The sequence below is a fragment of the Acinetobacter sp. YH12049 genome, from assembly GCF_013419875.1.
GTDB classification, from domain to species: Bacteria; Pseudomonadota; Gammaproteobacteria; order Pseudomonadales; family Moraxellaceae; genus Acinetobacter; species Acinetobacter amyesii.
This window is the reverse complement of sequence record NZ_VOZH01000031.1, coordinates 14,978-38,781: the sequence shown is the minus strand read 5'-3', so window position 1 is coordinate 38,781 and position 23,804 is coordinate 14,978. Positions and strand designations below refer to the sequence as shown.

The window sequence follows — 23,804 nt, the reverse complement described above, 5'->3', positions numbered from 1 at the left end:
GTTCAAATGGCTATTCTACGTTTGATTGGTTTTGGAAAAAAAGAAGAATTTAAGAAAGTGCTAGCAATTTTAAGAAAGAAAAAGCCTGATAGGACAAGGATCCTATGAAATTTGTCGTGTACAGAGGAGAATAAAATAAAATGCAAAATATTGATGATGAATTCTATGAGCGAGCGGATCAACACATTCAGTTATCCAATCAGCAAATTACGGAAGAGATAGGAAAAGGGAAAGTAAGCGCTTCTATGCTTTTTGCAACATCCCGTTTTAATGCTTGGATCGGCGCAAGTGGATGGGAAACAGCAGAAGAGCTCGCTAATGCAAAACAAGAAACTATCGAATATTTCCTTGCTGAATATCGCAAAATGCTTGAAGAAAATTTAGATGAATACATCGAAAATTTTAAAGAATATATGTTTATCCCTCCTGAATAACGACATAATTCAACGACCAATCAATTTAACGCTGCCAAGGAAATCCTGTTGTAATGATCGCTGCAAAACCAACTTTAATCATTCGCCAATACAATCATCTGACTCCCTATGAAGATCGTTTTGTCGAAATGAAAACTTATACTGAACAGCGCGATGAAAACACACCTGATGAACTATGGATATTGCAACATCCTGATGTATTAACTCAGGGGCAAGCTGGCAAACCTGAACATATTTTGGTGCAAAGTAACATCCCTGTGGTACAAACAGACCGTGGTGGACAAGTCACTTGGCATGGACCGGGTCAATTGGTGGCTTATTTCATGTTTGACCTAAACCGTTTGGGCTGGAATGTTCGTACATTGGTCTCGTATGCCGAAACCCTCATGATCGATTTGCTGAACAAATATGGTATTCAAGCTTATGCCAAGCCTGATGCGCCGGGTGTTTATGTCAATGAACGAAAAATTGGTTCATTGGGCTTTAAAATTCGTAAAGGTCGTTCATATCATGGTTTAGCACTGAATATTGATTGCGATTTATTTGGTTTTCATACCATCAATCCATGTGGCTATGCAGGATTGGAAATGGTACGCATACAAGATTTAGTACAGGACTACCCTAAATTTGAAAACTTATGCGTCGATATCATTGATACTTTGAAAAACAGTGGTTACTTTAAAGACGTAACAGTCAAACAACTATAAAAGACTTTGCTTTCTCAAATAAAATAATTTAGAGTAAAAGCTCTAAATTTAATAATTATAGATAAGGGATGTACACGTGATTGCAACTAAATCCGTTAAACCCGCGCTCCAGCAGGCCTATGTCAAACTCATGATGGATGTGATTGGCAGAGGTCTGGTCATGGCGAGCCAGGTCGATGAAGAAATTAAACAAGAAGTTGCTAAATTTCCAGTTAATTTTATTTTATCTATGAATGTTTTTCCTAATGGTGCTGCATTTGTCGCGCAAGTCACGGAAGACCATCAACTCAAACTCCTCACACCCGGCACTCAAAAGCCTGACTTAACCATTACGTTTAAGCATTTGAATCATGCCTTTTTGGTCTTCTCATTTCAAGAAAGTACCGCACAAGCCTTTGCCAATGACCGCATGATCGCCGATGGTGATTTGTCTTATGCCATCCGACTGGTGCGTTGTCTCAACAAAATGGAAGCGTTAATTTTACCTAAATTGGTGGCTGAATTGGCTGTCAAAGAATATCCAACACATTTAAGCCTAAAAGAAAAACTGAGCGGTGCTGCAAATATTTATTTAAAAGTAGCCCAGTCTTATTTAAAACGGAGCGCATAACACATGGCTAAACCATATTACGAATTTTTTTGTCCTGTAAAAGTGATTGCTGGCCATGCTGCTTTAGAACACATCCCATTCGAACTGTCTACTTTGGGTGCTAAACGCCCCATGATCATTACTGACAAAGGTGTTCGCAGTAATCAATTACTTGCACCGATTGAAGCGGCATTTGAAAGTACCGAGACGGTGATTGGCTATATTTTTGATGATGTTCCGCCAGACTCAAGTTTAGAAACCGTACGTAAAGCGGCTCAACTTTACCGCGACAACCAATGTGATGCCATTATTGCTGTCGGTGGCGGTTCAGTGATTGATACCTCTAAGGCAACCAACATCTTGGTCTCTGAAGGTGGTGATGACTTACTGAAATACTCAGGTGCGCACAACTTACCAAAACCTTTAAAACCATTTTTTGTGATTCCAACAACCTCGGGGACAGGTTCAGAAGTGACTATGGTCGCTGTGGTTTCTGACCCTGAAAAGAATGTAAAAATGGCCTTTGCATCGAATTATTTGATGCCACATGCGGCAATTCTTGACCCACGTATGACGCAAACTTTGCCACCTCATCTTACGGCTATGACAGCGATGGATGCGATGACGCATGCCATTGAAGCCTATACGTGCATGGCGGCGAACCCGATTTCAGATGCCTATGCAACTGCCGCAATCAAGAAAATTAGCAATAGCTTATTTGGTGTATTAGATAATACCAGCGATGCACATGGGCGCTTAGAACTTGCACAAGCTTCTACAATGGCAGGAATTGCATTTTCAAACTCAATGGTTGGATTAGTCCACTCATTGGGTCATGCTTTAGGTGCTGTTGCTCACCTGCCCCACGGCTTATGCATGAATTTATTCTTGCCGTATGTGTTGGAATACAACAAAGAAGTGAATGGCGATAAGATTGCTGAATTGCTATTACCACTGGCTGGTCCTGATATTTATGCACAAACACCGGCCAACCTCCGCGCTGAAAAAGCCATTTCAACGCTTTTAGCCATGCGTGACCGCTTGTTTAGTTTGACCAAATTACCACGTACTTTGAGTGAAACAGGTAAAGTGACTGAAGCTCAATTAGATGAAGTGGCAGAGAAAGCACTGAATGATGGATCTATTATTTATAATCCTAAAGAAGCCAGCTTAGAAGACCTCAAAACTATTCTAAAAAAAGCTTGGTAATTGCTGAAAAATAAGCGAATATAGCGAAAAATTAAGCCTGATGTTTTTTTAAACATCGGGCTTTTCACTTGCAGAACGCAATATCAGTTATTTTTTAATCAAACTGGCATAATTTCTGCTAAAAATAATTTCAAAGTTACTGACAAAATGTACCAATTTGGAGTAGATTGGCGCACTTTTGTTTTAAAACGTAGGGGGGATCGTTCGTCTCAAACGATCCTTAGAATATGACTGATCCTTGATCAACGATAAGAGGATAACGCCGTTGACAAATATCTCTGGGACTCAATCGGCAGCTAAACTGCAAAAAACGCTTGGACTCTGGCACATTATTATTATTGGTTTGGCTTACATTCAGCCGATGACCTTGTTCGATACCTTCGGTCTAGTTTCTGAAGAAAGTCATCGACACGTGCCGACATCTTACATTATTGCCCTGATTGCAATTTTGTTTACCTCTATCAGTTATGGACATATGATCCGTCGCTATCCATCATCGGGTTCGGCGTATACCTATGCTCAAAAATCCATTCACCCGAACGTAGGTTTCATGGTCGGTTGGTCGTCATGGCTAGATTACCTGCTGTCTCCAATGGTGAATATTATTCTTGCAGTGATTTACCTTGAAGCACTATTTCCAACAGTAAACCACTGGGTATGGGTCATTGTGCTAACGGCATTCATGACTGGAATTAACTTACGCGGTGCGCGTTTTGTTGCTAACTTTAACAGCTTGATTGTACTTGTGCAGTTATTAGTAATTGGTATTTTCACGTGGATGGTCTACAGCAAGCTTCAAATGGGCTTCAATGCTGATGGCCCTATTTCTGCGGCAGAACGCTACCAATTATGGAGCCTTGAGCCATTCTGGAATGAGCTGACGTCTGTGGGTGCGCTGATTACAGGTGCAACATTACTGTGCTTCTCGTTCACTGGTTTTGACTCATTAAGTTCATTGGCAGAAGAAACCAAAGATACTGAGAAAACACTGCCGAAAGCGATTTTCTTAACTGCTTTAATCGCAGGGATTATCTTCATTATTAGTACCTACTTCATGCAGCTGTTCTTCCCTGCTGAGCCGGGCAACTATTTCAAGAATATTGCTGAAACGCAGCCAGAGATACTCATGCTCGTCGGCGGCTCACTGTTCCAATCCTATGTTTTAACTTTTGCGATTGTGACAGTAATGGCATCAGGTATTTCTGCTCACGCAGGTGTATCACGTTTAATGTATGTTATGGGCCGTGATGGTGTTATTAATAAGAAAATCTTCGGTCATATCAGCCCGAAAAATTTCACCCCGTCTTATAACATCATGATCGTAGGTGCGGTTGCATTAACTGCGGGCTTTATGAATCTTGATATTGTCATTTCGATGATTAGTTTTGGTGCATTGACAGCCTTTACTTTCGTGAACTTATCTGTGATTTCACGTTATGCACTTCGTGATGGCCGCACAAAAACAGCCAAAGATATTTTTAGCTTCGTGGTTATTCCAATGCTTGGCTTTATCAGTATCTTTGCGATGTGGTTAGAAATTGAAGAAACTGCTTTGAAATATGGTTTATGGTGGGCAATGTTCGGTATTTTATACCTTGGTTATAAAACTAAAGGTTTTAAACACCCTGCACCGCAGCATAACGAATTTGATGATAAATTCTAAGCAAGTTTATCTCTAAACAAAAAAGGCGCTTAAAGCGCCTTTTTTGTTTTAAATATACCAATTAAGGTTGTATGAATTTTCTAGATTGCTGAAATTGAATTGAAATTTCTTCACACTTGTCTGGTGTATTGCCTTTTAATTCAACCGATGCTCCATCACCGTGTGACCATATACCATCTTCAACAATCTCTAAATTTACAGCTGCTTCAAATATATGCTGTTGTTGTGGATAGAGTTTGATATCTATAGGTGTATCACATACTTGTTTTGGAAAATATGGTCTAACCTGCTCGAATAATTGCATGGTTAATGGCATATCACATTGCAAATGAATGGTGACTGGTACGCTATTGGTATTTTTTAAGATCAATTGAACATTTTGCGAATTAAGATCCGCTTGGGCAGCAGGTATTTCTACATACGTTTTTGTGTCAATCGACTGACGATCAAATGGATTGAGGAAGGCTAATTTACGTTCCACGCCATAACAAGAATCCTGCACGGAAGCTGAAAACTCTAAATATCGTGTCCCCAAGATAATTGTTCCGCGGCCATCCCCTGCATGACCGATATCAATGATTGGATCACCTGTGCCTTCGATCGTTACCCCACCGCTCGAAAAAAAATCAATCTCACAGCCTGACAATACGGACATCAGGCTGCAAAGTGTCAGTATTTTAAAATTTAATTTTCGCATCATGTTGATAAACTCCAAAGCGAAATGCACGATTTGCTTCAGGATTCCCGTCATCCATTGCGCAACGCTCCGCGGCAAGTTTTAAAAGTTGTAGTGAGTATTTCTGCCAAAGCTCTAAGCTCATTTCATGTAATTTATTAATCGATTCTTCTGTTAATTCGTCAGCACAAATGGCTTGTTCTAAGTAAGGTATTTCATCAGGATTCAATAAATTATGCAAACCCGCTTCTAAATGCGCTTGAACATTTCGCGTTAAAATTTTACGTGCTTCTAACTGCGAAGGATCAGGAATAAAACGACGTTGTTGTAAATACACCTGCCCATCTTTTTCAGTGGCAATTTCCAAACGAACAAGTTCATTGAGTACCGAACGTGGATGGCGCTCGGTGGAGACTCGTTTCACTAACATTTCAAAACTATTTTCCGACTCACTGCTGAAGGGCAATGAATCCCCCCAGCCTTCTGCAAGCCACAAACCAATCACACGTGATGGCACACTAATTGGCTCAGAAACAGTTGCTTCAGTCAGATCCTTACCCTCAGAAATCACTTCTTTATAAGCAGTCACGTCTTTACGGTGTAGACCAGAAAGTAAACTGATCGCAGAAATCGTCGGTTTTTGATCGATACGCTCTAACTCATGTACAGCTTGTTGGAAAAAAACCGGTTTCAATGCAGCAGTAAACTCGGTATACCCCACACCTGAGCGAATCAGCCATTGGCTCAGCTCATTCATCAGCACCAATACTTGCTGTAAATTTTGATCTGCCTCATTAGTGAGAAGTTTGCTCATTGAATTGCCATGAAAATTAGACTGCATAAGTGAAATTTTCGCATTATTTGATCTTCTTCACAATTTTTATCTGATGAGATCTTGAGGATATTCAGTAAAAAAATGATTATTTACATTAAAATGCGTAAAAGAAACACTGATCGAGATATCTAAACTTTCAACACTATGCCACCAGCCAATTGGGATAAATAAGGTTTCTCCAGGTTGCAAAATGCACTCAAATGGCGTCACTTTTTCTAACAATGGATAGTCTGCTAGATCAGCCTTTGCGACGTCTGAAACCTGACTGAATACCCAATGATCGTTATACATATACGGCATTTGCCATGCAGGAATCAAAGTCACTTTTTTACGTCCATAGATTTGTGCCAACATATTATTGGTTAAGTCATAATGCAGTGGTGTAAATGTGCCTGCAGGGCCAAACCATAAAAAATGTCGATCTTTGATCTCTTTTTGACAATAAGCTTTGGCGAAGTCACCTAGATCTTCACTAATCTTTTGCATGAATTGCTTATTTTGAGCGGCGTTATTCGCAGTTAAATAAATGTCATTGCTGTGCTTAGTGGCTTTAATTTGTGCGACAAAATCTTGCATCAAAATAATACGTTTCAATTGTACCGATTTTTTTTCAAAATCTTGATGCTGCTCACGATGCATCTGGACTTCAACCAACTCATTTTCAAAATGCTGTGCAAAATAATCAGGACTCCATTTATGCAATGCAGGCCAATGTTGTATCCCACCTTTTAAAATGACTGGTCGCATCTGGCTATAATACCGCTCTATAAATGTTTCAAAATCAGGTGTTTCTATGCAATCGATTGTGGATGGAATATGGTCGTTCAATTGATTCAATTGACCCATCACCTGTAATAGCCAACGCTGTTTATTCTGCTGTTGCTGTACTTGCTTCAGTTTTTTAAAAATTACGTTATTGTTTACACGCTTTAGAAACTGAATGATCAAATGATTTGAAATATTTTTTTGCTTAATTTTTTCTAAAATTTCATCTGTCTCTAAGCCCTCAAGACTGTATTCCAAAAGTTCATTTTGCAGCTGTTCTGAAAGTTGGTCTGCATCAGAAAATAAGTATTGATCCGCCCTTGGGCTTAATCCATGTGATTGTAAAATTAGACTTATTTTCTGTACATCGCAACCATTTTCAATATTTTCATTCAACCAATTTTGCCATTCCGTCGGTAAGGACTGATACCAATTTTTACTTTGCTTTAGATGTTCACTCTGGCTTTCTACATTCATTTTCACCACTCCACCCTCTTTACAAGTGAAGTATAAATGATCTATTTTAAAAATGCTAAATTTTCGCATTTTATAATTATTTAAACACCGCGAATGTTATGAATCCGTCAGATATCACGCGGAATGACATAACAAAGTAAAGGAGAAAGTTCATGAAAATTCGTCATTTAGTCATCGTTAGCAGTCTGTCTTTAGCTTCAATATCAGTATATGCAGGTTTTGCCGATACCATGCGTGATTTAAGAAATACACTGAATCAATTTAATGAAACATCCAAAGAAGTATCGAATACCGCAAAAGAATGGACAGGCAGTCAGGCCACGACTAATTCAAATTATGCTGCAAATGGTTTCAGTATGGGACAGCAACTTAGACCTAAAATTAATAATCTACCGCTTTATCAAACTGCCGATAAATCGAGCCAAGTCATTAATAAACTGTCAAAAAATGCAGATATTATTTTTGCGGGAAACATGACTAAAACAGGTTTGATAGAAGTCACTACAGAACATGGCAATGGCTGGATTGAATCACACCTTGTTCAATAAATCTTGATTTTAAATGTTTATACAACCGCATCAGCCGTACATAACAACTTTACTCTATTGAGCACTAGTCATGAATAATAATCACAAAATCAGCATTATCGCTGCTGTATTTACGACATTGGTGGGCTGTGGTGGATCAAGCTCCAATGATGATGGCGCGACACCTACACCTACACCTACACCTACACCTACACCTACACCTACACCTACACCTACACCAACGCCAACGCCAACGCCAACGCCAACAACTGTAGCGGATAAATTCACAGGAGAATGGATTCAAGGGAATTCTGCCCTCGGTAACAATAATTGCGATTTACCACAAATTTCAATTCATAAAACCAGTGAAAACTCAGTCAGTGCAGTGAACGAAGAACTAAAATATGCGGTACACAATAGTTCAAGTAAAACTTGCAGCGGTGAATTTGTTTCCAAACGCTATCAATTACTTCATGACATGGTTATAAGTGAAATACAGCCGGCTGCAACACTAAATAACTTTGAATATCATTCGATTAAGTTTCAACCAGTCAGAGGTGGCGCGACGAGCAACCGCGTTTTAACTTTTTTAAATAATCATTCTTTCTGTGTAATTAACGCGACGATTTCAAATCCAAGCTATATCATCATGCAACGAGGTCTAATTACCGACCCACTCAAGGACAGCCGCTGCTATACAAAAAATTCCAATGAATTCTTCACCAATTTAAAACCGAAAACCAAAATCACAACTGCAGATTTTAAGTCTGAGAATTTTATTAATACCACCGACACAGTAAACTTCTTGGCTCAGCTCAATACAATGGGACAAAGCGGTTATAAGTTAATTGGCTATGATACTAAAACCCTGGACAATGGTAATGTTAATAGCTACATGAAACTTGCCAATGAAAATACGCGTTTCAATCATATTGTTGCAGACCGTGCAGCACCCTCTACCGCTGACATATATTTTACATGGCGTAATCAGTTAAATGAAAAAGGCAAATCAGGCTATCAATACTTGCATAGCGTCAGACCAACCAATGCCCTGAATTTCAAAGATTATTTCATTAAAAAAGAAAACGATACCGCGACATACACCTATGACAGCGGCTATGTTTCCCCGCTCGTAGAACCAGTGCAACTGGAAACTATGCTCAATACACTGGGTGCCCAAGGCTGCCGTATTATTCAATTCAAAAGCTATTTCACAGGTTTACGACCTGAAGTTCTGAACGGCAAACAAAATAGTCCTAAAGTTGCAACCTGTATAAATAGCAGCGCACACCATGGCACTTACAGCTATCGCTATAAAACTTACCCAACCGGCAGCAATAGTGTAGAGCGCAGCTTAAAATTACAGGAGATGATCGATGAGCAAGCAAAAGACGGTTACCGCTTAGTCAGCCGTGCTTTAGATATGAGTTCAACCACCAAAAACGGCATGCTGTTTATGAAAGACAGTGAAAACACTAATGTCGGTGAGTTTAAAGTCTTTAGTGAAACTGTCTTTGCAACGTCGACATTTAACGACGTCTTACTGAAACGTCTTCAGCAGCAAGGTCAATTGGGTTGGTTATACACCAGCGGTCAACTGCTGTTTGCAAATAATCCAAAACATCTACAAACAGAACTGAGTGACTTTAATTTAATTGATTAATTCATGAGGTATCTCGAGCTTTTCCATGTCCTTTATTTTTTACATCAAGGACATGGATCATTCACATAAATCAAAGCAGTGATAAAAATCACTTATTTTAAGCGGCAATTAAAACCCATCTTGGTATCAACGATATTATTTTCATAACCTAAGCTTTGAATAAATTGGTTGCGGTCTGATATTTGTTTTTGATCCGCTTGACTCAATCTTGCTTTATTTTTTTGTGCCAACCCATAGGTTTCATTCACTAAACCCTGATAGATCCCGCAAACTTCCTGACGTTTGGACTTTTTCAATTGACGACCACCATACCATGAACGTTCAAAATCGTCGGCTTTTAGTGTTTTTCCCCATTCCTCAATACGCTGATTTTGTCTTTGCTGCATTTCCAGCATGCCCTGCTGGATTTCAGCCTTAGTAAAAGGCTTGATCACCTCAACCTTCGGTACAACTGGAACATTTTCTGTAGTTGCAGTGACGGTCACTGCTGTCTGTTCCGTTGTGGTTGATACGGTTGGATTAGCCCAACTCATTGATGAAATGAATCCGGTCGCAAATACGACACCAAAAGCTTTTAAATTTATAGATTTCAAGTTTTAAGTACCCGTTTTATTTCTTCACAGTGTTCTTATACACATTTTTATATTGATGCTGAAGTTTTTAAGCCCTTATTTTACAAAACTTCATTGCTGTAAATGGTTCACTGTGTTCACTCCCAATAAAAAAGCCGCTCGATAGAGCGGCTTTTTGAACAGATCACACTTAGACCAATTCTTTAAAGCCTTGCTGACGCCAAGCTTCATATAAAATCACAGCAGTAGCATTAGACAAGTTTAAACTGCGTGAATTTGGTGCCATAGGTAGGCGAATCCAATGTTCTTTCGGGAACATCATACGGACATCTTCCGGCAAACCACGTGTTTCTGGCCCCATCAACAGCGCCACAGGACGGTTTAAATTGGAGGTATGCGGTGTTTCAAAACCTTTGGTGGTTAATGGATAAATGGCATCCATCTCAATACCTTGCGCTTTTAAGCCCGCAAGACATTCTTCAAAGTTTTCCCACACTTTCATGTGCGCCCATTCATGATAATCCAAACCGGCACGGCGAAGTTTTTTATCATCAAGCTCAAAACCTAATGGCTTGACCAAATGTAACTGCGCTCCAGTATTGGCACATAAACGAATGATATTCCCTGTATTTGCAGGAATTTCTGGCTCGTATAAAACAACATGGATCACAGTTTTTTTCTCTACTCTTTAGTTAAATAATGGCTTAAAGCTCAGGCTATAGTTTCTATAGCTGTAGCATAAGTTTAGATGGTACAACAAGCGCTTGCTTATCTACATTGCTTAGCTTTCGCTTTACACGAGGACAATCCACTTACTCATATCCTTTATACTTAGCTTTCGCCTTGCAATTGGACAATTAATTCAGCAGCCTGCTTATCCTCTTTGCTCAGGCATAGCCTTCGCCTTGCGCTCGGGCAACGCGTTGCGTTGCTTACCCTCGCTCATGCCATTGAAGTTGTTCACGCAGACTCACCACATCACCAATAATGGTCAATGTAGGCGCCTGAATTTGGTATTCACTGACTTTAGATGCAATATCTGCCAATGTCCCGACCACGACTTTTTGTTCAGGTGTCGTCCCTTTAGAAACCAATGCGACAGGCATGTCTGAACGCTGCCCATGCGCGATGAGTTTCTCACAAATTTTTTCTAGACCGACCAAGCCCATATACAGCACAAGCGTTTGATTTTGATAAACCAACTCATTCCAAGGCAGCTCAGGCGAACCTTCTTTCAGATGGCCTGTCAGGAAGCGTACACTTTGCGCATAATCACGATGCGTTAAAGGAATCCCTGCATAAGCCGAACAACCAGATGCAGCAGTAATCCCTGGAACGACTTGGAAGGCAACGCCTGCCGCAAAAAGTTCCTGAATTTCTTCACCGCCGCGGCCAAAGATGAATGGATCTCCGCCTTTTAAACGGCAGACACGTTTGCCTTCACTTGCATATTTCACCAGTAAGGCATTGATGCCTTCTTGCGGAACAGCATGATTAGATCGTGCTTTACCTACGTAAATTTTTTCAGCGTCACGGCGGCAGAGGTCCATAATCGGCTGAGAAACCAAACGGTCATAGATCACCACATCCGCTTGCTGCATTAAACGCAGGGCTTTTAAGGTCAGCAGTTCAGGATCACCCGGCCCTGCACCCACCAAATACACCTCGCCTTTCGGCTGTTTCCATTCCAATATGGCCTGTTCAATCAAACGATTGGCTTCGGTCAAATTGTCATTAAATACCTGCTCTTTGAGCGGACTTGCATACAAGTCTTCCCAAAAAATACGGCGTTCATCTGGATTGACGATTTTGGATTTAACGGCTGCGCGCCACTTACCTGAGAACTCAGCCAGTTTGCCCATGCCATGCGGTATTGAGCTTTCTAACTGGGTGCGTATTTGACGCGAGAGTACTGGCGATGTGCCATTGGATGCTACGGAGATGACCAGCGGAGAACGGTTAATAATCGCAGGAACCATAAAACGGCAATGCGGCGGATCATCAACACTATTGACCAAGACATTTTCAGCTTCGCAGGCTTCAAATACCGCCTGATTGACAGCTTTGTCATTGGTTGCTGCAATCACTAAACGAAACTGACGCAGCGCAATGGCATTTTCTTGATAAACCGATTCGTGATAAATCGAGTTGAGATATTGACCTTGGGTTTTATTAACCAAGCTCAATAAATCATCTTCAATTTCAGGTGAGCAAACTGTCAGCTGAGCGCCCGCTTTTGCAAGCAGCACAGCCTTTCGATATGCAATTCGACCACCACCAACAATCAGACAAGGTTGCTGCTGCAACTTCAAAGAGATTGGAAAGATATCCACACACGACCTCAATAGTTTAAATCTGATTGTCTTAAGCAATTTTTGTGCACAAATGTATGCACTTTATCGACTATTAATCGATAAATTCAGCACCGCCCATATATGGACGAAGTACTGCTGGAATTTCAATTGAACCGTCTGCACGTTGATAGTTTTCCATCACGGCAAGTAAAGTACGACCAACTGCCAAACCTGAACCATTCAGCGTGTGTACAAACTCAGTTTTCTTTTGGTCAGCACGGTAACGCGCTTTCATACGGCGTGCTTGGAAGTCACCCATGCATGAGCAAGATGAAATTTCACGGTAGGTATTTTGACTTGGCACCCAAACTTCTAAATCATAAGTTTTGATTGCACCAAAGCCCATGTCTCCGCCACACAGAACGACTTTACGGTATGGTAAGCCTAATGCTTGAAGAATACCTTCGGCATGACCCGTTAATTCTTCCAAAGCATCCATCGAAGTTTCAGGTTTTACAATCTGAACCATTTCTACTTTGTCAAATTGGTGTTGACGGATCAAACCACGTGTATCACGGCCATACGAACCCGCTTCACTACGGAAACATGGCGTATGCGCTGCATATTTTAATGGCAAACGTTCTGGGTCAATGATTTCATCACGCACGAAGTTGGTTACAGGCACTTCTGCAGTCGGGATCAAGTAGTATTCTTTTTCGCCTTGAAGTTTAAATAAATCTTCTTCAAATTTAGGCAATTGACCCGTACCACGTAAAGAGTCTGCATTGACCAAATACGGTACATACGCTTCGGTATAGCCATTTTCCAAGGTATGTGTATTTAACATAAATTGGGTAATTGCACGTTGTAAACGCGCCAATGGGCCTTTGAGTACGCTAAAACGAGTACCTGTCAATTTAGTTGCGGTTTCAAATTCTAAACCACCCATCATTTCACCAAGATCAGTATGGTCTTTGACTTCAAAATCAAACTGACGTGGTGTACCCCATTTTAGAACTTCAACATTGTCATTTTCGTCTTTACCTTCTGGCACAGACTCATGAGGTAAATTTGGAATCGATAAAGATTTGGCTTCGAGTTCAGCCTGAAGGTCAGAAAGTGCGAGTTCTGCCGCTTTAATTTCATCACCAATGGCAGACATACGTGCCATGATTTCAGATGCATCACCGCCAGCTTTTTTAATTTGACCAACTTGTTTTGCACCAGCATTACGTTCAGCTTGTAACGACTCAGTTTTAGACTGAATTTCCTTACGGCGAGCTTCAAGGTCTGCCCACTCTGCTACGTTGAGTTGAACACCACGTTTTGCTAAGGCTAAGTTTACAGCCTCAATATTATTTCTGAGTAATTTCGGGTCGATCATAGCCAATCTTAAGTAAAGAAAAAAACTGGCTATAGTGTAAGCTCTTAACACTCAAAAATACAGTGACCGAGCTTACAGCTGCCCCTTATTAGACCAATAATCTTGCTGCAAATTGTCTTATTTGGTTTCGTAATTTGGCAAACTTGGTAAATATTCAGGTTTAAATAGCCCTTTAGCCATAAAATATGGAAGTTTTAGCTCAGGCATGCCCTCTGCGTAGCTCGCCAATTCATACAGCGGATAAGCAAATACGATCCCGTTCGCGCCATAATAAAAATTATCGCTTAATTGTAGTTTTGAACGTTCAATATCGTGACTATCTAACCACATATAGTTGGCATCAAATAATGCGCTAATCACTTTCGCATCTGCACCTTTGACCAAGACATCTTGTAAAGCCAAACGTTTTTTGGCTTTTAAATCAAAATTGACATATTCGACATGAGACATGCCGTGAGCAGCATGCGCTGCATAGGTATAGCTTTCGATCGCAAAAGTTGCAATATGCCCCCACTGACTAATGTATCGAACAGAAGTGGTACTTTGACTTAAGCCTGCATCCGTCTTGTCCGATAAATCAATTTTTTGATTCGGCTCAGTTGAAAATGCAATCGGATCTGCCTTTTTAATTCGGTCAGTAAAATATTGATTAATCCAATCAACATTGGTTTCAACCGTTTGAATCGTATATTGGGTACAACCTTCCGCATCGCAAGCTTGTGCTTTCGGCAATTGCATCGCAACAGATTTCGATTGAATAAGTGGAATCGCATCAGCGACGACCACTGGCTTCTGTTCCGTCGTTGCACCTTCAACAGGTTCATTTCGAGGATGACAGGCCGTTAATGACCCAATTAAAACCACAGCTGAAACAGCCCAAGCTATATTATTCATATGATTTTTTTTCATCCCAAAATTCCCTATAGCAACAGTCAAAACCACAAGTCACTTCATTTAAGCAACCTGCGAATATCAGCATACTACTAAATTTCACTTAAATTCAGCTTGCTTGCTTTACATTTCTCCATAAAAAAAGCAGACCGATGTCTGCTTTTTTTCGTTCATGAGAATTATTGATCAATAATGTCCGTACCTTTTGGAGGTACAAAGTTAAAGGTTGACGCTGGAATAGACGCATTCACCTTCACATTATTGAAACGTACATTTGTTGTTTGACCTAATGAGTCTTGGAGAATCATTAAGGTTGGTGCATTTTTCGCACCAAAACTAATGGTTAAGCTTTGAAATACGCCATCATCACTTTTTGGATATAAGGTGTAATAAGTTTTTGTCTTATTTGGCTGTGTAATACGATAAGACTTCATGATTTGAGCCGTATTACCCGACAATAATAATGCAGGCGTATTCGCAACTTGGTCATCTAAGCTTTGGCGTACTGCTTGTTGTAGGTCTGGGTCATAGATCCAAACTGTTTTACCTGTAGTCGCAATGGTTTGCTTAGATGGGCTGGTTGTTTCCCAATAGAATTTACCCGGACGCTGAACTTTCATTACCCCAGTAAAAGTCTGGTTCATATGCTGCGCACTTAAACCTTTCTTTTGAGTGGCTTTCGGGTTGGTCACTTTTGTAGTTTGCTGAAAGTTAGCAGTAAAACTTTTAATACCCGATAATTGTTTCACCAAATTGGCAGTTGCCTGCTGCTCCGACGCTGCAACTGGTGCCGCGAATACTGTCGTACTCATAACCGGTGCCAGTGTCGCTGCACCTAATGCCATAGCACAGATGGTTTTACGAAGCATTTTCATAGATTCACCTTTTATATTTGCATCAACGCAATTTGTTAGATGGCTCCATCTTAAACCACTTTCATTGACTAAATTTAGAGAAAATAAGAAGTTTTGTATGGTTATTAATGCAAATTGCTGTTTTTTATTCATCATGATGGAGAAATATAAAGTAAAAAGGCACTTGATTTGACTCAAATGCCTTTCAAATAATTAAACTATGATTTAGCAATTTTAACATTCCAATATTGAGTTATTTCCATTGCCAACCGATCGATGCACCAGCGCCAAAGTCACCTTCAGAGTTTCCTGTTGCAGCCAATTTATAAACATATTTATTGCTCTCAGTTACTCCACTAAAACCTACTGCATAGCCTTGTGAACCTTCCCAAGTCCCCATACCTACGCTAAACATGTTGTATCCAGCATCTGTGGGTTGTGGTAAGGAGGCGATTGCAATACTTGAAGCAACAGCACCATAAACATTATCTTTAAATTTATTGAAATTATGGTTCAATTCATTCACACGTTGGTTGGTATAGCTATTGGCTTGATTGAGTACATTTGCCCCATGCTGATCTGTATATGCTTTTGAACTATTTAGCACTTCTAGATCTGCTTGACGCATTTGTTTCACATTCACTGCATCGGTGTCTGCCGTACCAGCTGCCACATGAATAATTTGCCGCTCTGCACCAGCCGAGCCAACGGAAACCGTATTATTGCGGTTAGAGCTTGAACCATTGCCAAGTACAACAGCATTATTTGCCGATGTGTTGATATTGTTACCAACCACATAGGTATTATTACCTGTGACTGTATTATTTGAACCTACTGCACCAGAGCCATCACCATTGACTGTATTGTTTACACCGAGGGCAATAGACTGATTACCATCAGCCTTATTACCTGCACCGACTGCAATCGCATCTTGTCCATTCGCAGTTGGTTTAGGTGCTGTATTGGCAACGTTTGATTGGATTTTAATGTACGGATCTGTTCCTTTTAAGCTCAATAACCAGTCCACTTCAGTACCGACAAATCCATTTTTTATCGCAAGTTCATACGCACTGAAACCATTTTCACCTGTTAGCCCTTGTGCGCCAACTGCACCACGTAGACTTTCTAACCATTGGTCTTCATTGCCTTCATAACCATTGCTCACCGCAACTTGATAAGCACTTGCACCATCTAGACCATTGCTGCCATTCAGACCGTTCAAACCATCCTTACCATCGATGCCGTCTTGGCCATTGAGTCCATCTTTACCAGTTGCACCTGTATCACCCTTAGCTCCGGTTGCACCTGTAGCTCCCGTTGCACCAGTATCGCCTTTGTCACCCTTCGCTCCGGTTGCACCTGTAGCACCTGTTGCTCCAGTATCACCTTTATCACCTTTATCACCTTTAGCTCCGGTCGCACCTGTAGCGCCTGTTGCTCCAGTATCGCCTTTGTCACCTTTAGCTCCGGTTGCACCTGTAGCGCCTGTTGCGCCAGTTGCGCCAGTTGCGCCAGTTGCGCCAGTTGCGCCAGTATCACCTTTATCACCTTTAGCGCCAGGTAAACCTTGTTGCCCACCATGAGGTTTTCCTCCTCCCTCATGCCCATAACCATTGCCGTTCCCATGACTTGTGTGTCCTTTTCCGCCCGAATGTTGATGTGAATCATTACAACCACTCGAACAGGTTAAACCACCTGAGGTATGCTCTCCTGAACCACCAGCCCATGCAATTGAACCTAGAGAAAGTAAAATACTCACAGCAAGTAATTTTGGTATAGCTTTAATAGCGATTGAAGTTGTTTCACCAAGTCCTAGCGTCTTTTCAAATGCAATTTGTCGGCTTTTATCAGGACAATTCCTTTTCTGATAGTCAGCATTGATAAAAACTGTATTCAAGATTTTATTCATGTCCTTATCCTTTTTTAGTATTTATGCTCCTCTATTACGCTCTTTATATTTTGTGATTTAAGTCACTATTTATGGTGATTTATTGATTTATACATCGTTTGTAACAATCTAAAAAAATACTTCACATATTCTTCGGACGAAAAAAAACCCGCAAAAAATACGGGTTTTTTTCTATTAAAGCTTACGCTTCAACAGATACGTAGCGACGACCGAATTGGCCTTTCACTTCGAATTTTACAACGCCGTCAGCAGTTGCAAATAAAGTATGGTCACGGCCCATACCTACATTTACACCAGCGTGGAATTCAGTACCACGTTGACGAACGATGATGTTACCAGCAGTCACAGATTGACCGCCGTAGATTTTAACACCCAACATTTTTGGGTTCGAGTCACGACCGTTTTTAGTCGAACCACCGGCTTTTTTAGTTGCCATGTCTACTTACTCCTCGTAATTAGCCTGAAATAGCTGTAATTTTCAACTCAGTGAACCATTGACGGTGACCTTGTTGTTTACGATAGTGTTTACGACGACGCATTTTGATGATGCGGATTTTGTCGTGACGACCATGGCTAACTACTTCAGCAGTTACTTTAGCGCCAGCTACTACTGGTGCACCAATTTGAATGCTGTCACCGTTAACAAGCATCAACACGTCATCAAAAGTAACAGTTGAGCCAGTTTCAGCTTTCAATAATTCTACTTTAAGGGTTTCACCCTCAACTACACGGTGTTGTTTACCACCGCTTTGGATTACTGCGTACATTTAAGTACTCCAAACATGCCCGTGTTGTCGTGCCGGTAAAGGGATATACCGATCTTAAAACGATCGTCACTGGGGTTTCGCAAAGGCAAAGATTTTAAGGGATAACCCAAAAAACAACAAGTCATTTCCGTAAAATATTAGATGAGTATGCGTTTATTATATAAACAGTGTCATTAAAACCATTAAAATGAGTGCTCTATTTCACTTATCATGCTTTTGGCAAGGTTTAACATAGATTTTTAGCAACAATTCGCTAATATACACTGGACTGACATCAACAACATGCTGTTCAAACAACATGCTAAAGATAAAAGTCTGTTAAAAAATAAGTACAATACTTCCGCTTGATGAAAAAAATCACTTAAGATTAAGTCAATTGAGTAAGTTCTTATCTGTTATTCATATAACAAATTGCTACACTACGTCTGTAATTCAAAAATTATTGAGGTTTCTCTTCATATGACCATCGACTTTAAGCAAGATATTCTCGCGCCTGTTGCTACTGACTTTGCTGCGATGGACAAATTTATTAATGAAGGGATCACGTCTAAAGTTGCCTTGGTCATGGCAGTCAGTAAACATGTGGTTGAAGCAGGCGGTAAACGCATGCGTCCCATTATGTGCTTACTTGCAGCAAAGGCATGTGGCGCAGAAGATTTAGAAAAACACCGTAAACTTGCAGCAATTATAGAAATGCTACATACCGCAACCTTGGTTCATGACGACGTAGTCGATGAATCGGGTTTACGCCGTGGCCGCCCAACAGCAAATGCGACATGGAATAATCAAACTGCCGTACTTGTGGGTGATTTTTTGATTTCTCGCGCTTTTGATTTATTGGTGGATCTAGACAGCAAAGTTTTACTCAAAGACTTTTCAACGGGTACCTGTGAAATTGCTGAAGGTGAAGTTTTACAACTTCAATCACAGCACCAACCTGAAACTACTGAACAAACCTATTTAGATATTATTCACGGTAAAACTTCGCGTTTATTTGAGCTCGCTACCGAAGGTGCAGCGATTTTGACGGGTACACCAGAGTACCGTGAACCTCTTAGAAAATTTGCCGGACACTTTGGAAATGCCTTTCAAATTATTGACGATATTTTAGATTACACCTCAGATGCTGAAACATTAGGTAAAAATATTGGTGATGATTTGATGGAAGGTAAACCAACTTTACCTTTAATCTCGGCCTTAAAGAATACCACTGGCGAAGAACATGACATTATTCGCCGCAGTATTGCCACAGGTGGTACGGCAGATTTAGAGCGTGTTATTCAGATTGTACAAAGCTCTGGGGCACTTGATTATTGTAGCCAACGAGCGACTGAAGAAACTGAGGCAGCACTAGCCGCTTTAGCAGCGCTACCAGATACTGAATATCGTCAAGCTTTAATCAACCTCGCAAACTTGGCATTACACCGAATTCAATAATTAACAATATTCCTCGTAATTCCCATTGCCTATGCATATAAAACTGAATGATATCTTTTTGACCATGCAGCAACAGCTCGATACCCCTCGGGCTGTGCTGGATGAAAACTTGCTGATCGAATTGGTCAACCGAATTCGACCAGAAGATACAAAAAATACTGACGAAATTAAGAAAAAATTTCAGGCTTTCATCCAAGCTTTACTCATCACGCCAGATGCAGCCTCTACCTTGCAAAGTTTTGTCCTAAAACTCATTAGCCGATATAAACAAACCAGTTTATATGCGGACACAGGTATTTTGTCTCTCGATGGTTTTTGGGGACAACTGTTCCAACGGCTTGGCGCACATTTTCTTCCTCTGATCAATGACGAAACTCAATTACAAGATTTAGTCCGTCGAGTTTTTTATCGTCATAGCGACAAATATTGGCTGGACAGTATTGATGATCAGCAATGGATGCAGCTATTTCGACTGTTTAACCAAGGTCATAGCAATCAGGAAGAAAAAAAGAAAATTCGCCGTGAGTTAATTAAAGCCATTACCGTTTTGTCCTATCGGGTAAGTGGTATTGGCTTATATCCTGAATTTATTAATGCACAGCCTGAACTGACCGAATATGAATCACCTTTTTTGGTGCAAAACCGTGAAATAAATGATTTTATTCAGCAGTATAAAAAGCTCCATCAAAGTGCTGAAGAAATGAGTGCTGTGCTACCGCCGGATGCTTCTCAAGCGTTGGTGATGCTGGAACAATGTCGTGATGTAGTCCTGAAGATTCGCCGTGCGACCAAACGTATTGGTGTAAGTGTCAGTCTGACTTACTTATTATCACTTTTAGAACAGTGTTTAGATCGCTTAGAAATCTTACTCAACCTGATTGTTGAAGAAGATGACGTCCGCTATGTGTCTATGGGCAGTTTACTCAGTGATGTGACTTCAGCGATTTATAGCGAGCGTAGCGTGCGCGATTTGCTCGCCACCAATAGCGAATTGGTTGCCCTACAAGTCACCGAAAACGCAAGTAAAACTGGCGAACACTATGTAAGTACGGACAAACAAGGCTTTATGAGCATGTACCGATCTGCGGCAGGTGCCGGTGTGATCATTGCATGTATGGCAACTTTAAAAGTGCTGATGGCCCGTGTCAGCATGGCACCGCTCATGCAAGCCATTTCATATAGTCTGAACTACTCTTTCGGCTTTATGCTGATTCATGTCTTACATTTTACTGTTGCCACTAAACAGCCTGCGATGACAGCTGCCGCCCTTGCCTCGACGGTTCAGCATCGTAAAGGCTCGAAAATGGCGCAGATTGCCGAACTTGCCGCGCTAATTATTAACATCATTCGAACCCAGTTTATTGCAATCTTAGGCAACATCAGTATTGCGATTCCTGTTGCAGCATTGATCGCCTTAAGTTGGGACATGGCTTTACATGAGCCATTAATGAATCATGCAAAAGCAGCTAAAACCTTACACGACCTCAATCCATTTACCTCACTGGCTGTGCCACATGCTGCGATAGCTGGAGTATGTTTGTTTTTATCAGGTTTGCTTGCTGGATACTTTGACAACATGGCGATCTATCGCAAAGTTGGACCACGGATTCAAGCACATCCAAAGTTAAAACGCATTATGGGTCAAGAGAGACTGGATAAGCTTGCCGCTTACATTGAGCGAAACTTAGGTGCTTTAGCAGGTAACTTCTTATTCGGGATCATGCTGGGCAGTATGGGAACGATTGGATTTATTTTTGGTTTACCTTTAGATATTCGCCATATCGCCTTCGCCTCGGCCAACTTCATTCAAGGCCTCATCAATATTAATGGTTCACCAGACATTGGCTTAATCATTGTGTCATTCTTAGGGGTTATTCTGATCGGTCTGACTAACTTATTCGTCAGTTTCACGTTAACCATTATTGTGGCACTACGGGCACGTCGCGTAAGATTTGAACAATGGAAACCTCTGGCTAAACTGGTGATGACTCATTTTCTAACGCGACCAAGTGATTTTTTCTGGCCACCGAAAACCCCACTTGAAGTTGAAGATGGCACACAAGCCAGTAAGAACAATCATTAGCAGATTTGTGTTTTATTTTAGTAAGATGTAAATGAACACAAAAAATAAAATCAGTATGATTTACACATACTTGAAATAAAGTGTACTGATGAGTACACTTTAGGCCATTAATTAACCGAGCTCGAACCGGTTAAAATGACAAGGAATAAAATATGCCACGAACGCTACTGTTTGTTGGTTTTTTTGCATTAATTATCAGTGTGTTGTCGCTTTATTCCAGCCATTTAAATCTATTAGATTTGAATCTCGTGGAATGGATGAGTCAGCACCGTATTGCTGTCTTTAATCAAATTGCCATCGGACTTTCCGCGCTAGGGGGCATGCCTTTTGTATTATTTTTCACCACGCTATGGTGTTTACACTTTGCGTGGTATAAAAAATACACAGAGATTGTTTTTATCAGTATAGGGATCTTTGGAAGTATCGGCCTTGCATGGTTGCTTAAATTTACGTTTACCAGACCACGTCCCCCAGAAATGTACCATCTTGTAGCATCTTACGGGAGTTCATTTCCAAGCGCGCATAGTTGTTATGCTGCATCGCTTGCGTGTCTGATGATCTTGATTTGCCGACAACATGCTCAACATCGCTTGATCACCATTTTGGCATTGTTATGGATGCTGTGTATGGGTGTTTCGCGAGTATATGTTGGGGTTCATTTTCCGACAGATGTCTTATCCGGTTGGAGCATAAGTTTTATTTGGATCGCGCTACTTTATTTGAGTTACATCAAAATCAGTAAAGCGTAAACAAATGAATAATTTAGATAAAAATCTAATTGAGGTGGAACAATGATGTCTGCAAAGCTTTGGGCTCCTGCCCTGACTGCTTGCGCATTGGCAACAAGTATTGCACTTGTTGGTTGTAGCAAAGATCCTAAAGATGCACAGCAAGCTGCTGCTGCACAGCAAATGCCACCAACTGAAGTCGGTGTCATTGTTGCCCAACCGCAAAGCGTTGAACAATCTGTTGAACTTTCAGGACGTACATCTGCCTATGAAATTTCAGAAGTACGTCCACAAACCAGTGGTGTAGTACTGAAACGTCTATTTGCAGAAGGCAGTTATGTTCGCGAAGGACAAGCCTTGTACGAGATAGACTCGCGTACAAACCGTGCTTCAGCTGACAGTGCTCGTGCTGCTTTAAGACGTCAACAAGCAAATTTAGGCGTGTTACGTGTTAAAGAAGGTCGCTACCGTCAGCTTGTGGGATCAAATGCGATTTCTAAACAAGAATATGACGATATTGTTGCGCAAGTAAAACTGGCTGAAGCAGACGTTGCGGCATCTCAGGCAGAACTTAAAAATGCAGAAATTAACTTAGGTTACTCAACTGTACGTGCGCCAATTTCAGGTCAAACCAACCGTTCTACAGTCACAGCGGGTGCATTAGTTACTGCATCTCAGGCTGATCCATTAGTCACAATTCAACGTCTTGATCCAATGTACGTTGACATTAACCAATCAAGTGCTGAACTTCTTCGCTTACGTCAACAATTAAGCCAAGGCAACTTAGACAGCAGTAATAACACCAAAGTGAAATTACGTCTTGAAGATGGTAGCGAATACCCAATTGAAGGTCGTCTTGCATTTTCTGATGCAAGTGTGAACCCCGATACAGGTACGGTTACACTTCGCGCTGTGTTCTCTAACCCGAACCATTTATTGCTTCCGGGTATGTTTGCGAATGCTCGCATCGTTCAAGGTGTGATTCCAAACGCTTACCTGATTCCACAAGCTGCTATTACACGTACTCCTACAGGTCAAGCAATGGCAATGATTGTGAATGCAAAAGGTGCTGTTGAATCTCGTCCTGTAACCACTGTTGGTACGCAAGGTTCGAATTGGATCGTGACTCAAGGCTTAAACACTGGCGATAAAGTGATTGTTGACGGTATTGCGAAAGTTAAGCCAGAGCAACAAGTTGTAGCCAAACCGTATCAACCTCAGGCTGCTGCACCTCAAGGTGCGCAACAACCTGCTGCAGCAAAGCCAGATGCTAAAGTTGCAGAACAAGCAGCACCTAAATCTGAACAAAAAGCTACTTCAAACGCATAGGGAGTAGACTG

23 protein-coding genes are annotated in these 23,804 nt (G+C 40.9%); 11 read left to right on the top strand and 12 right to left on the bottom strand.

What is annotated here, in order from left to right; translation table 11 throughout:
* Window positions 1-140: 140 nt before the first annotated feature.
* The 5 genes from FTU05_RS13425 to FTU05_RS13405 all read left to right on the top strand — a co-directional run bounded on the left by FTU05_RS13425 (window position 141) and on the right by FTU05_RS13405 (window position 4,602).
* Entirely contained in the window at window positions 141-434 is a 294-nt protein-coding gene (locus FTU05_RS13425) for a DUF3144 domain-containing protein (RefSeq protein WP_180165695.1), read from the top strand.
* A 53-nt stretch (window positions 435-487) separates the two neighbouring features.
* On the top strand, window positions 488-1,141 hold the full coding sequence (lipB, locus tag FTU05_RS13420) for a lipoyl(octanoyl) transferase LipB (protein ID WP_180144803.1): 654 nt from the start codon (window positions 488-490) through the stop codon (window positions 1,139-1,141).
* A 76-nt stretch (window positions 1,142-1,217) separates the two neighbouring features.
* Window positions 1,218-1,751, top strand: a complete 534-nt coding sequence (locus tag FTU05_RS13415) for a hypothetical protein (RefSeq protein ID WP_180011534.1) — start codon at window positions 1,218-1,220, stop codon at window positions 1,749-1,751.
* A gap of 3 nt (window positions 1,752-1,754) precedes the next feature.
* On the top strand, window positions 1,755-2,939 hold the full coding sequence (locus FTU05_RS13410) for an iron-containing alcohol dehydrogenase (RefSeq protein WP_111885299.1): 1,185 nt from the start codon (window positions 1,755-1,757) through the stop codon (window positions 2,937-2,939).
* Between the two features lie 265 nt (window positions 2,940-3,204).
* Entirely contained in the window at window positions 3,205-4,602 is a 1,398-nt protein-coding gene (locus FTU05_RS13405; RefSeq protein WP_078192195.1) for an APC family permease, read from the top strand.
* A 61-nt stretch (window positions 4,603-4,663) separates the two neighbouring features.
* Here FTU05_RS13405 and FTU05_RS13400 read toward each other — a convergent pair whose 3' ends face one another.
* The 3 genes from FTU05_RS13400 to FTU05_RS13390 all read right to left on the bottom strand — a co-directional run bounded on the left by FTU05_RS13400 (window position 4,664) and on the right by FTU05_RS13390 (window position 7,355).
* A complete protein-coding gene (locus FTU05_RS13400; protein WP_180165693.1) occupies window positions 4,664-5,302 on the bottom strand; it encodes a hypothetical protein in 639 nt (212 codons plus the stop codon).
* Window positions 5,280-6,092, bottom strand: coding sequence for a DUF6502 family protein (locus FTU05_RS13395; RefSeq protein ID WP_168378117.1), 813 nt, complete (start codon window positions 6,090-6,092; stop codon window positions 5,280-5,282). The genes FTU05_RS13400 and FTU05_RS13395 overlap by 23 nt, the downstream gene beginning before the upstream one ends.
* A gap of 66 nt (window positions 6,093-6,158) precedes the next feature.
* A complete protein-coding gene (locus FTU05_RS13390) occupies window positions 6,159-7,355 on the bottom strand; it encodes a cupin-like domain-containing protein (protein WP_180165691.1) in 1,197 nt (398 codons plus the stop codon).
* Window positions 7,356-7,507: 152 nt separating this feature from the next.
* Between FTU05_RS13390 and FTU05_RS13385 the strand changes: the two genes are divergently transcribed.
* Both FTU05_RS13385 and FTU05_RS13380 read left to right on the top strand, forming a co-directional pair.
* Window positions 7,508-7,903 (top strand): hypothetical protein, encoded by a 396-nt coding sequence (locus FTU05_RS13385; RefSeq protein ID WP_180074202.1) that lies wholly within the window; start codon window positions 7,508-7,510, stop codon window positions 7,901-7,903.
* Window positions 7,904-7,973: 70 nt separating this feature from the next.
* A complete protein-coding gene (locus FTU05_RS13380; protein WP_180165689.1) occupies window positions 7,974-9,545 on the top strand; it encodes a PT dipeptide repeat lipoprotein in 1,572 nt (523 codons plus the stop codon).
* Window positions 9,546-9,637: 92 nt separating this feature from the next.
* On the opposite strand, the gene FTU05_RS13375 is transcribed toward FTU05_RS13380, so the two are convergent.
* From FTU05_RS13375 to rplU, 9 genes are all read right to left on the bottom strand, one after another.
* Window positions 9,638-10,138 (bottom strand): hypothetical protein, encoded by a 501-nt coding sequence (locus FTU05_RS13375; protein WP_218953404.1) that lies wholly within the window; start codon window positions 10,136-10,138, stop codon window positions 9,638-9,640.
* Window positions 10,139-10,307: 169 nt separating this feature from the next.
* Window positions 10,308-10,787 (bottom strand): tRNA (cytidine(34)-2'-O)-methyltransferase, encoded by a 480-nt coding sequence (locus FTU05_RS13370; protein WP_180165687.1) that lies wholly within the window; start codon window positions 10,785-10,787, stop codon window positions 10,308-10,310.
* A 262-nt stretch (window positions 10,788-11,049) separates the two neighbouring features.
* Window positions 11,050-12,450, bottom strand: a complete 1,401-nt coding sequence (gene cysG / locus FTU05_RS13365) for a siroheme synthase CysG (RefSeq protein WP_168378121.1) — start codon at window positions 12,448-12,450, stop codon at window positions 11,050-11,052.
* A 73-nt stretch (window positions 12,451-12,523) separates the two neighbouring features.
* A complete protein-coding gene (gene serS, locus FTU05_RS13360) occupies window positions 12,524-13,795 on the bottom strand; it encodes a serine--tRNA ligase (protein ID WP_180066755.1) in 1,272 nt (423 codons plus the stop codon).
* Between the two features lie 117 nt (window positions 13,796-13,912).
* On the bottom strand, window positions 13,913-14,704 hold the full coding sequence (locus tag FTU05_RS13355) for an RsiV family protein (RefSeq protein ID WP_180021965.1): 792 nt from the start codon (window positions 14,702-14,704) through the stop codon (window positions 13,913-13,915).
* A 161-nt stretch (window positions 14,705-14,865) separates the two neighbouring features.
* Window positions 14,866-15,561, bottom strand: coding sequence for an outer membrane lipoprotein chaperone LolA (gene lolA, locus FTU05_RS13350; protein ID WP_180011509.1), 696 nt, complete (start codon window positions 15,559-15,561; stop codon window positions 14,866-14,868).
* 232 nt (window positions 15,562-15,793) lie between these two features.
* Window positions 15,794-17,449, bottom strand: a complete 1,656-nt coding sequence (locus FTU05_RS13345; RefSeq protein WP_180165685.1) for a YadA family autotransporter adhesin — start codon at window positions 17,447-17,449, stop codon at window positions 15,794-15,796.
* A 181-nt stretch (window positions 17,450-17,630) separates the two neighbouring features.
* A complete protein-coding gene (rpmA, locus tag FTU05_RS13340) occupies window positions 17,631-17,885 on the bottom strand; it encodes a 50S ribosomal protein L27 (protein ID WP_067764378.1) in 255 nt (84 codons plus the stop codon).
* A gap of 19 nt (window positions 17,886-17,904) precedes the next feature.
* Window positions 17,905-18,216, bottom strand: coding sequence for a 50S ribosomal protein L21 (gene rplU / locus FTU05_RS13335; RefSeq protein ID WP_078191390.1), 312 nt, complete (start codon window positions 18,214-18,216; stop codon window positions 17,905-17,907).
* Window positions 18,217-18,675: 459 nt separating this feature from the next.
* Here rplU and sdsA point away from each other — a divergent pair, with 459 nt between their 5' ends.
* The 4 genes from sdsA (at window position 18,676) to FTU05_RS13315 (ending at window position 23,793) form a co-directional block, all read left to right on the top strand.
* Complete coding sequence (sdsA, locus tag FTU05_RS13330) at window positions 18,676-19,653, top strand: All-trans-nonaprenyl-diphosphate synthase (protein ID WP_078191391.1); 978 nt, start codon at window positions 18,676-18,678, stop codon at window positions 19,651-19,653.
* 31 nt (window positions 19,654-19,684) lie between these two features.
* Window positions 19,685-21,736, top strand: coding sequence for a site-specific recombinase (locus tag FTU05_RS13325; RefSeq protein ID WP_078192207.1), 2,052 nt, complete (start codon window positions 19,685-19,687; stop codon window positions 21,734-21,736).
* A gap of 152 nt (window positions 21,737-21,888) precedes the next feature.
* Window positions 21,889-22,485, top strand: a complete 597-nt coding sequence (locus tag FTU05_RS13320) for a phosphatase PAP2 family protein (RefSeq protein ID WP_180165683.1) — start codon at window positions 21,889-21,891, stop codon at window positions 22,483-22,485.
* A 42-nt stretch (window positions 22,486-22,527) separates the two neighbouring features.
* Entirely contained in the window at window positions 22,528-23,793 is a 1,266-nt protein-coding gene (locus tag FTU05_RS13315; RefSeq protein ID WP_180165681.1) for an efflux RND transporter periplasmic adaptor subunit, read from the top strand.
* Window positions 23,794-23,804 lie beyond the last annotated feature (11 nt).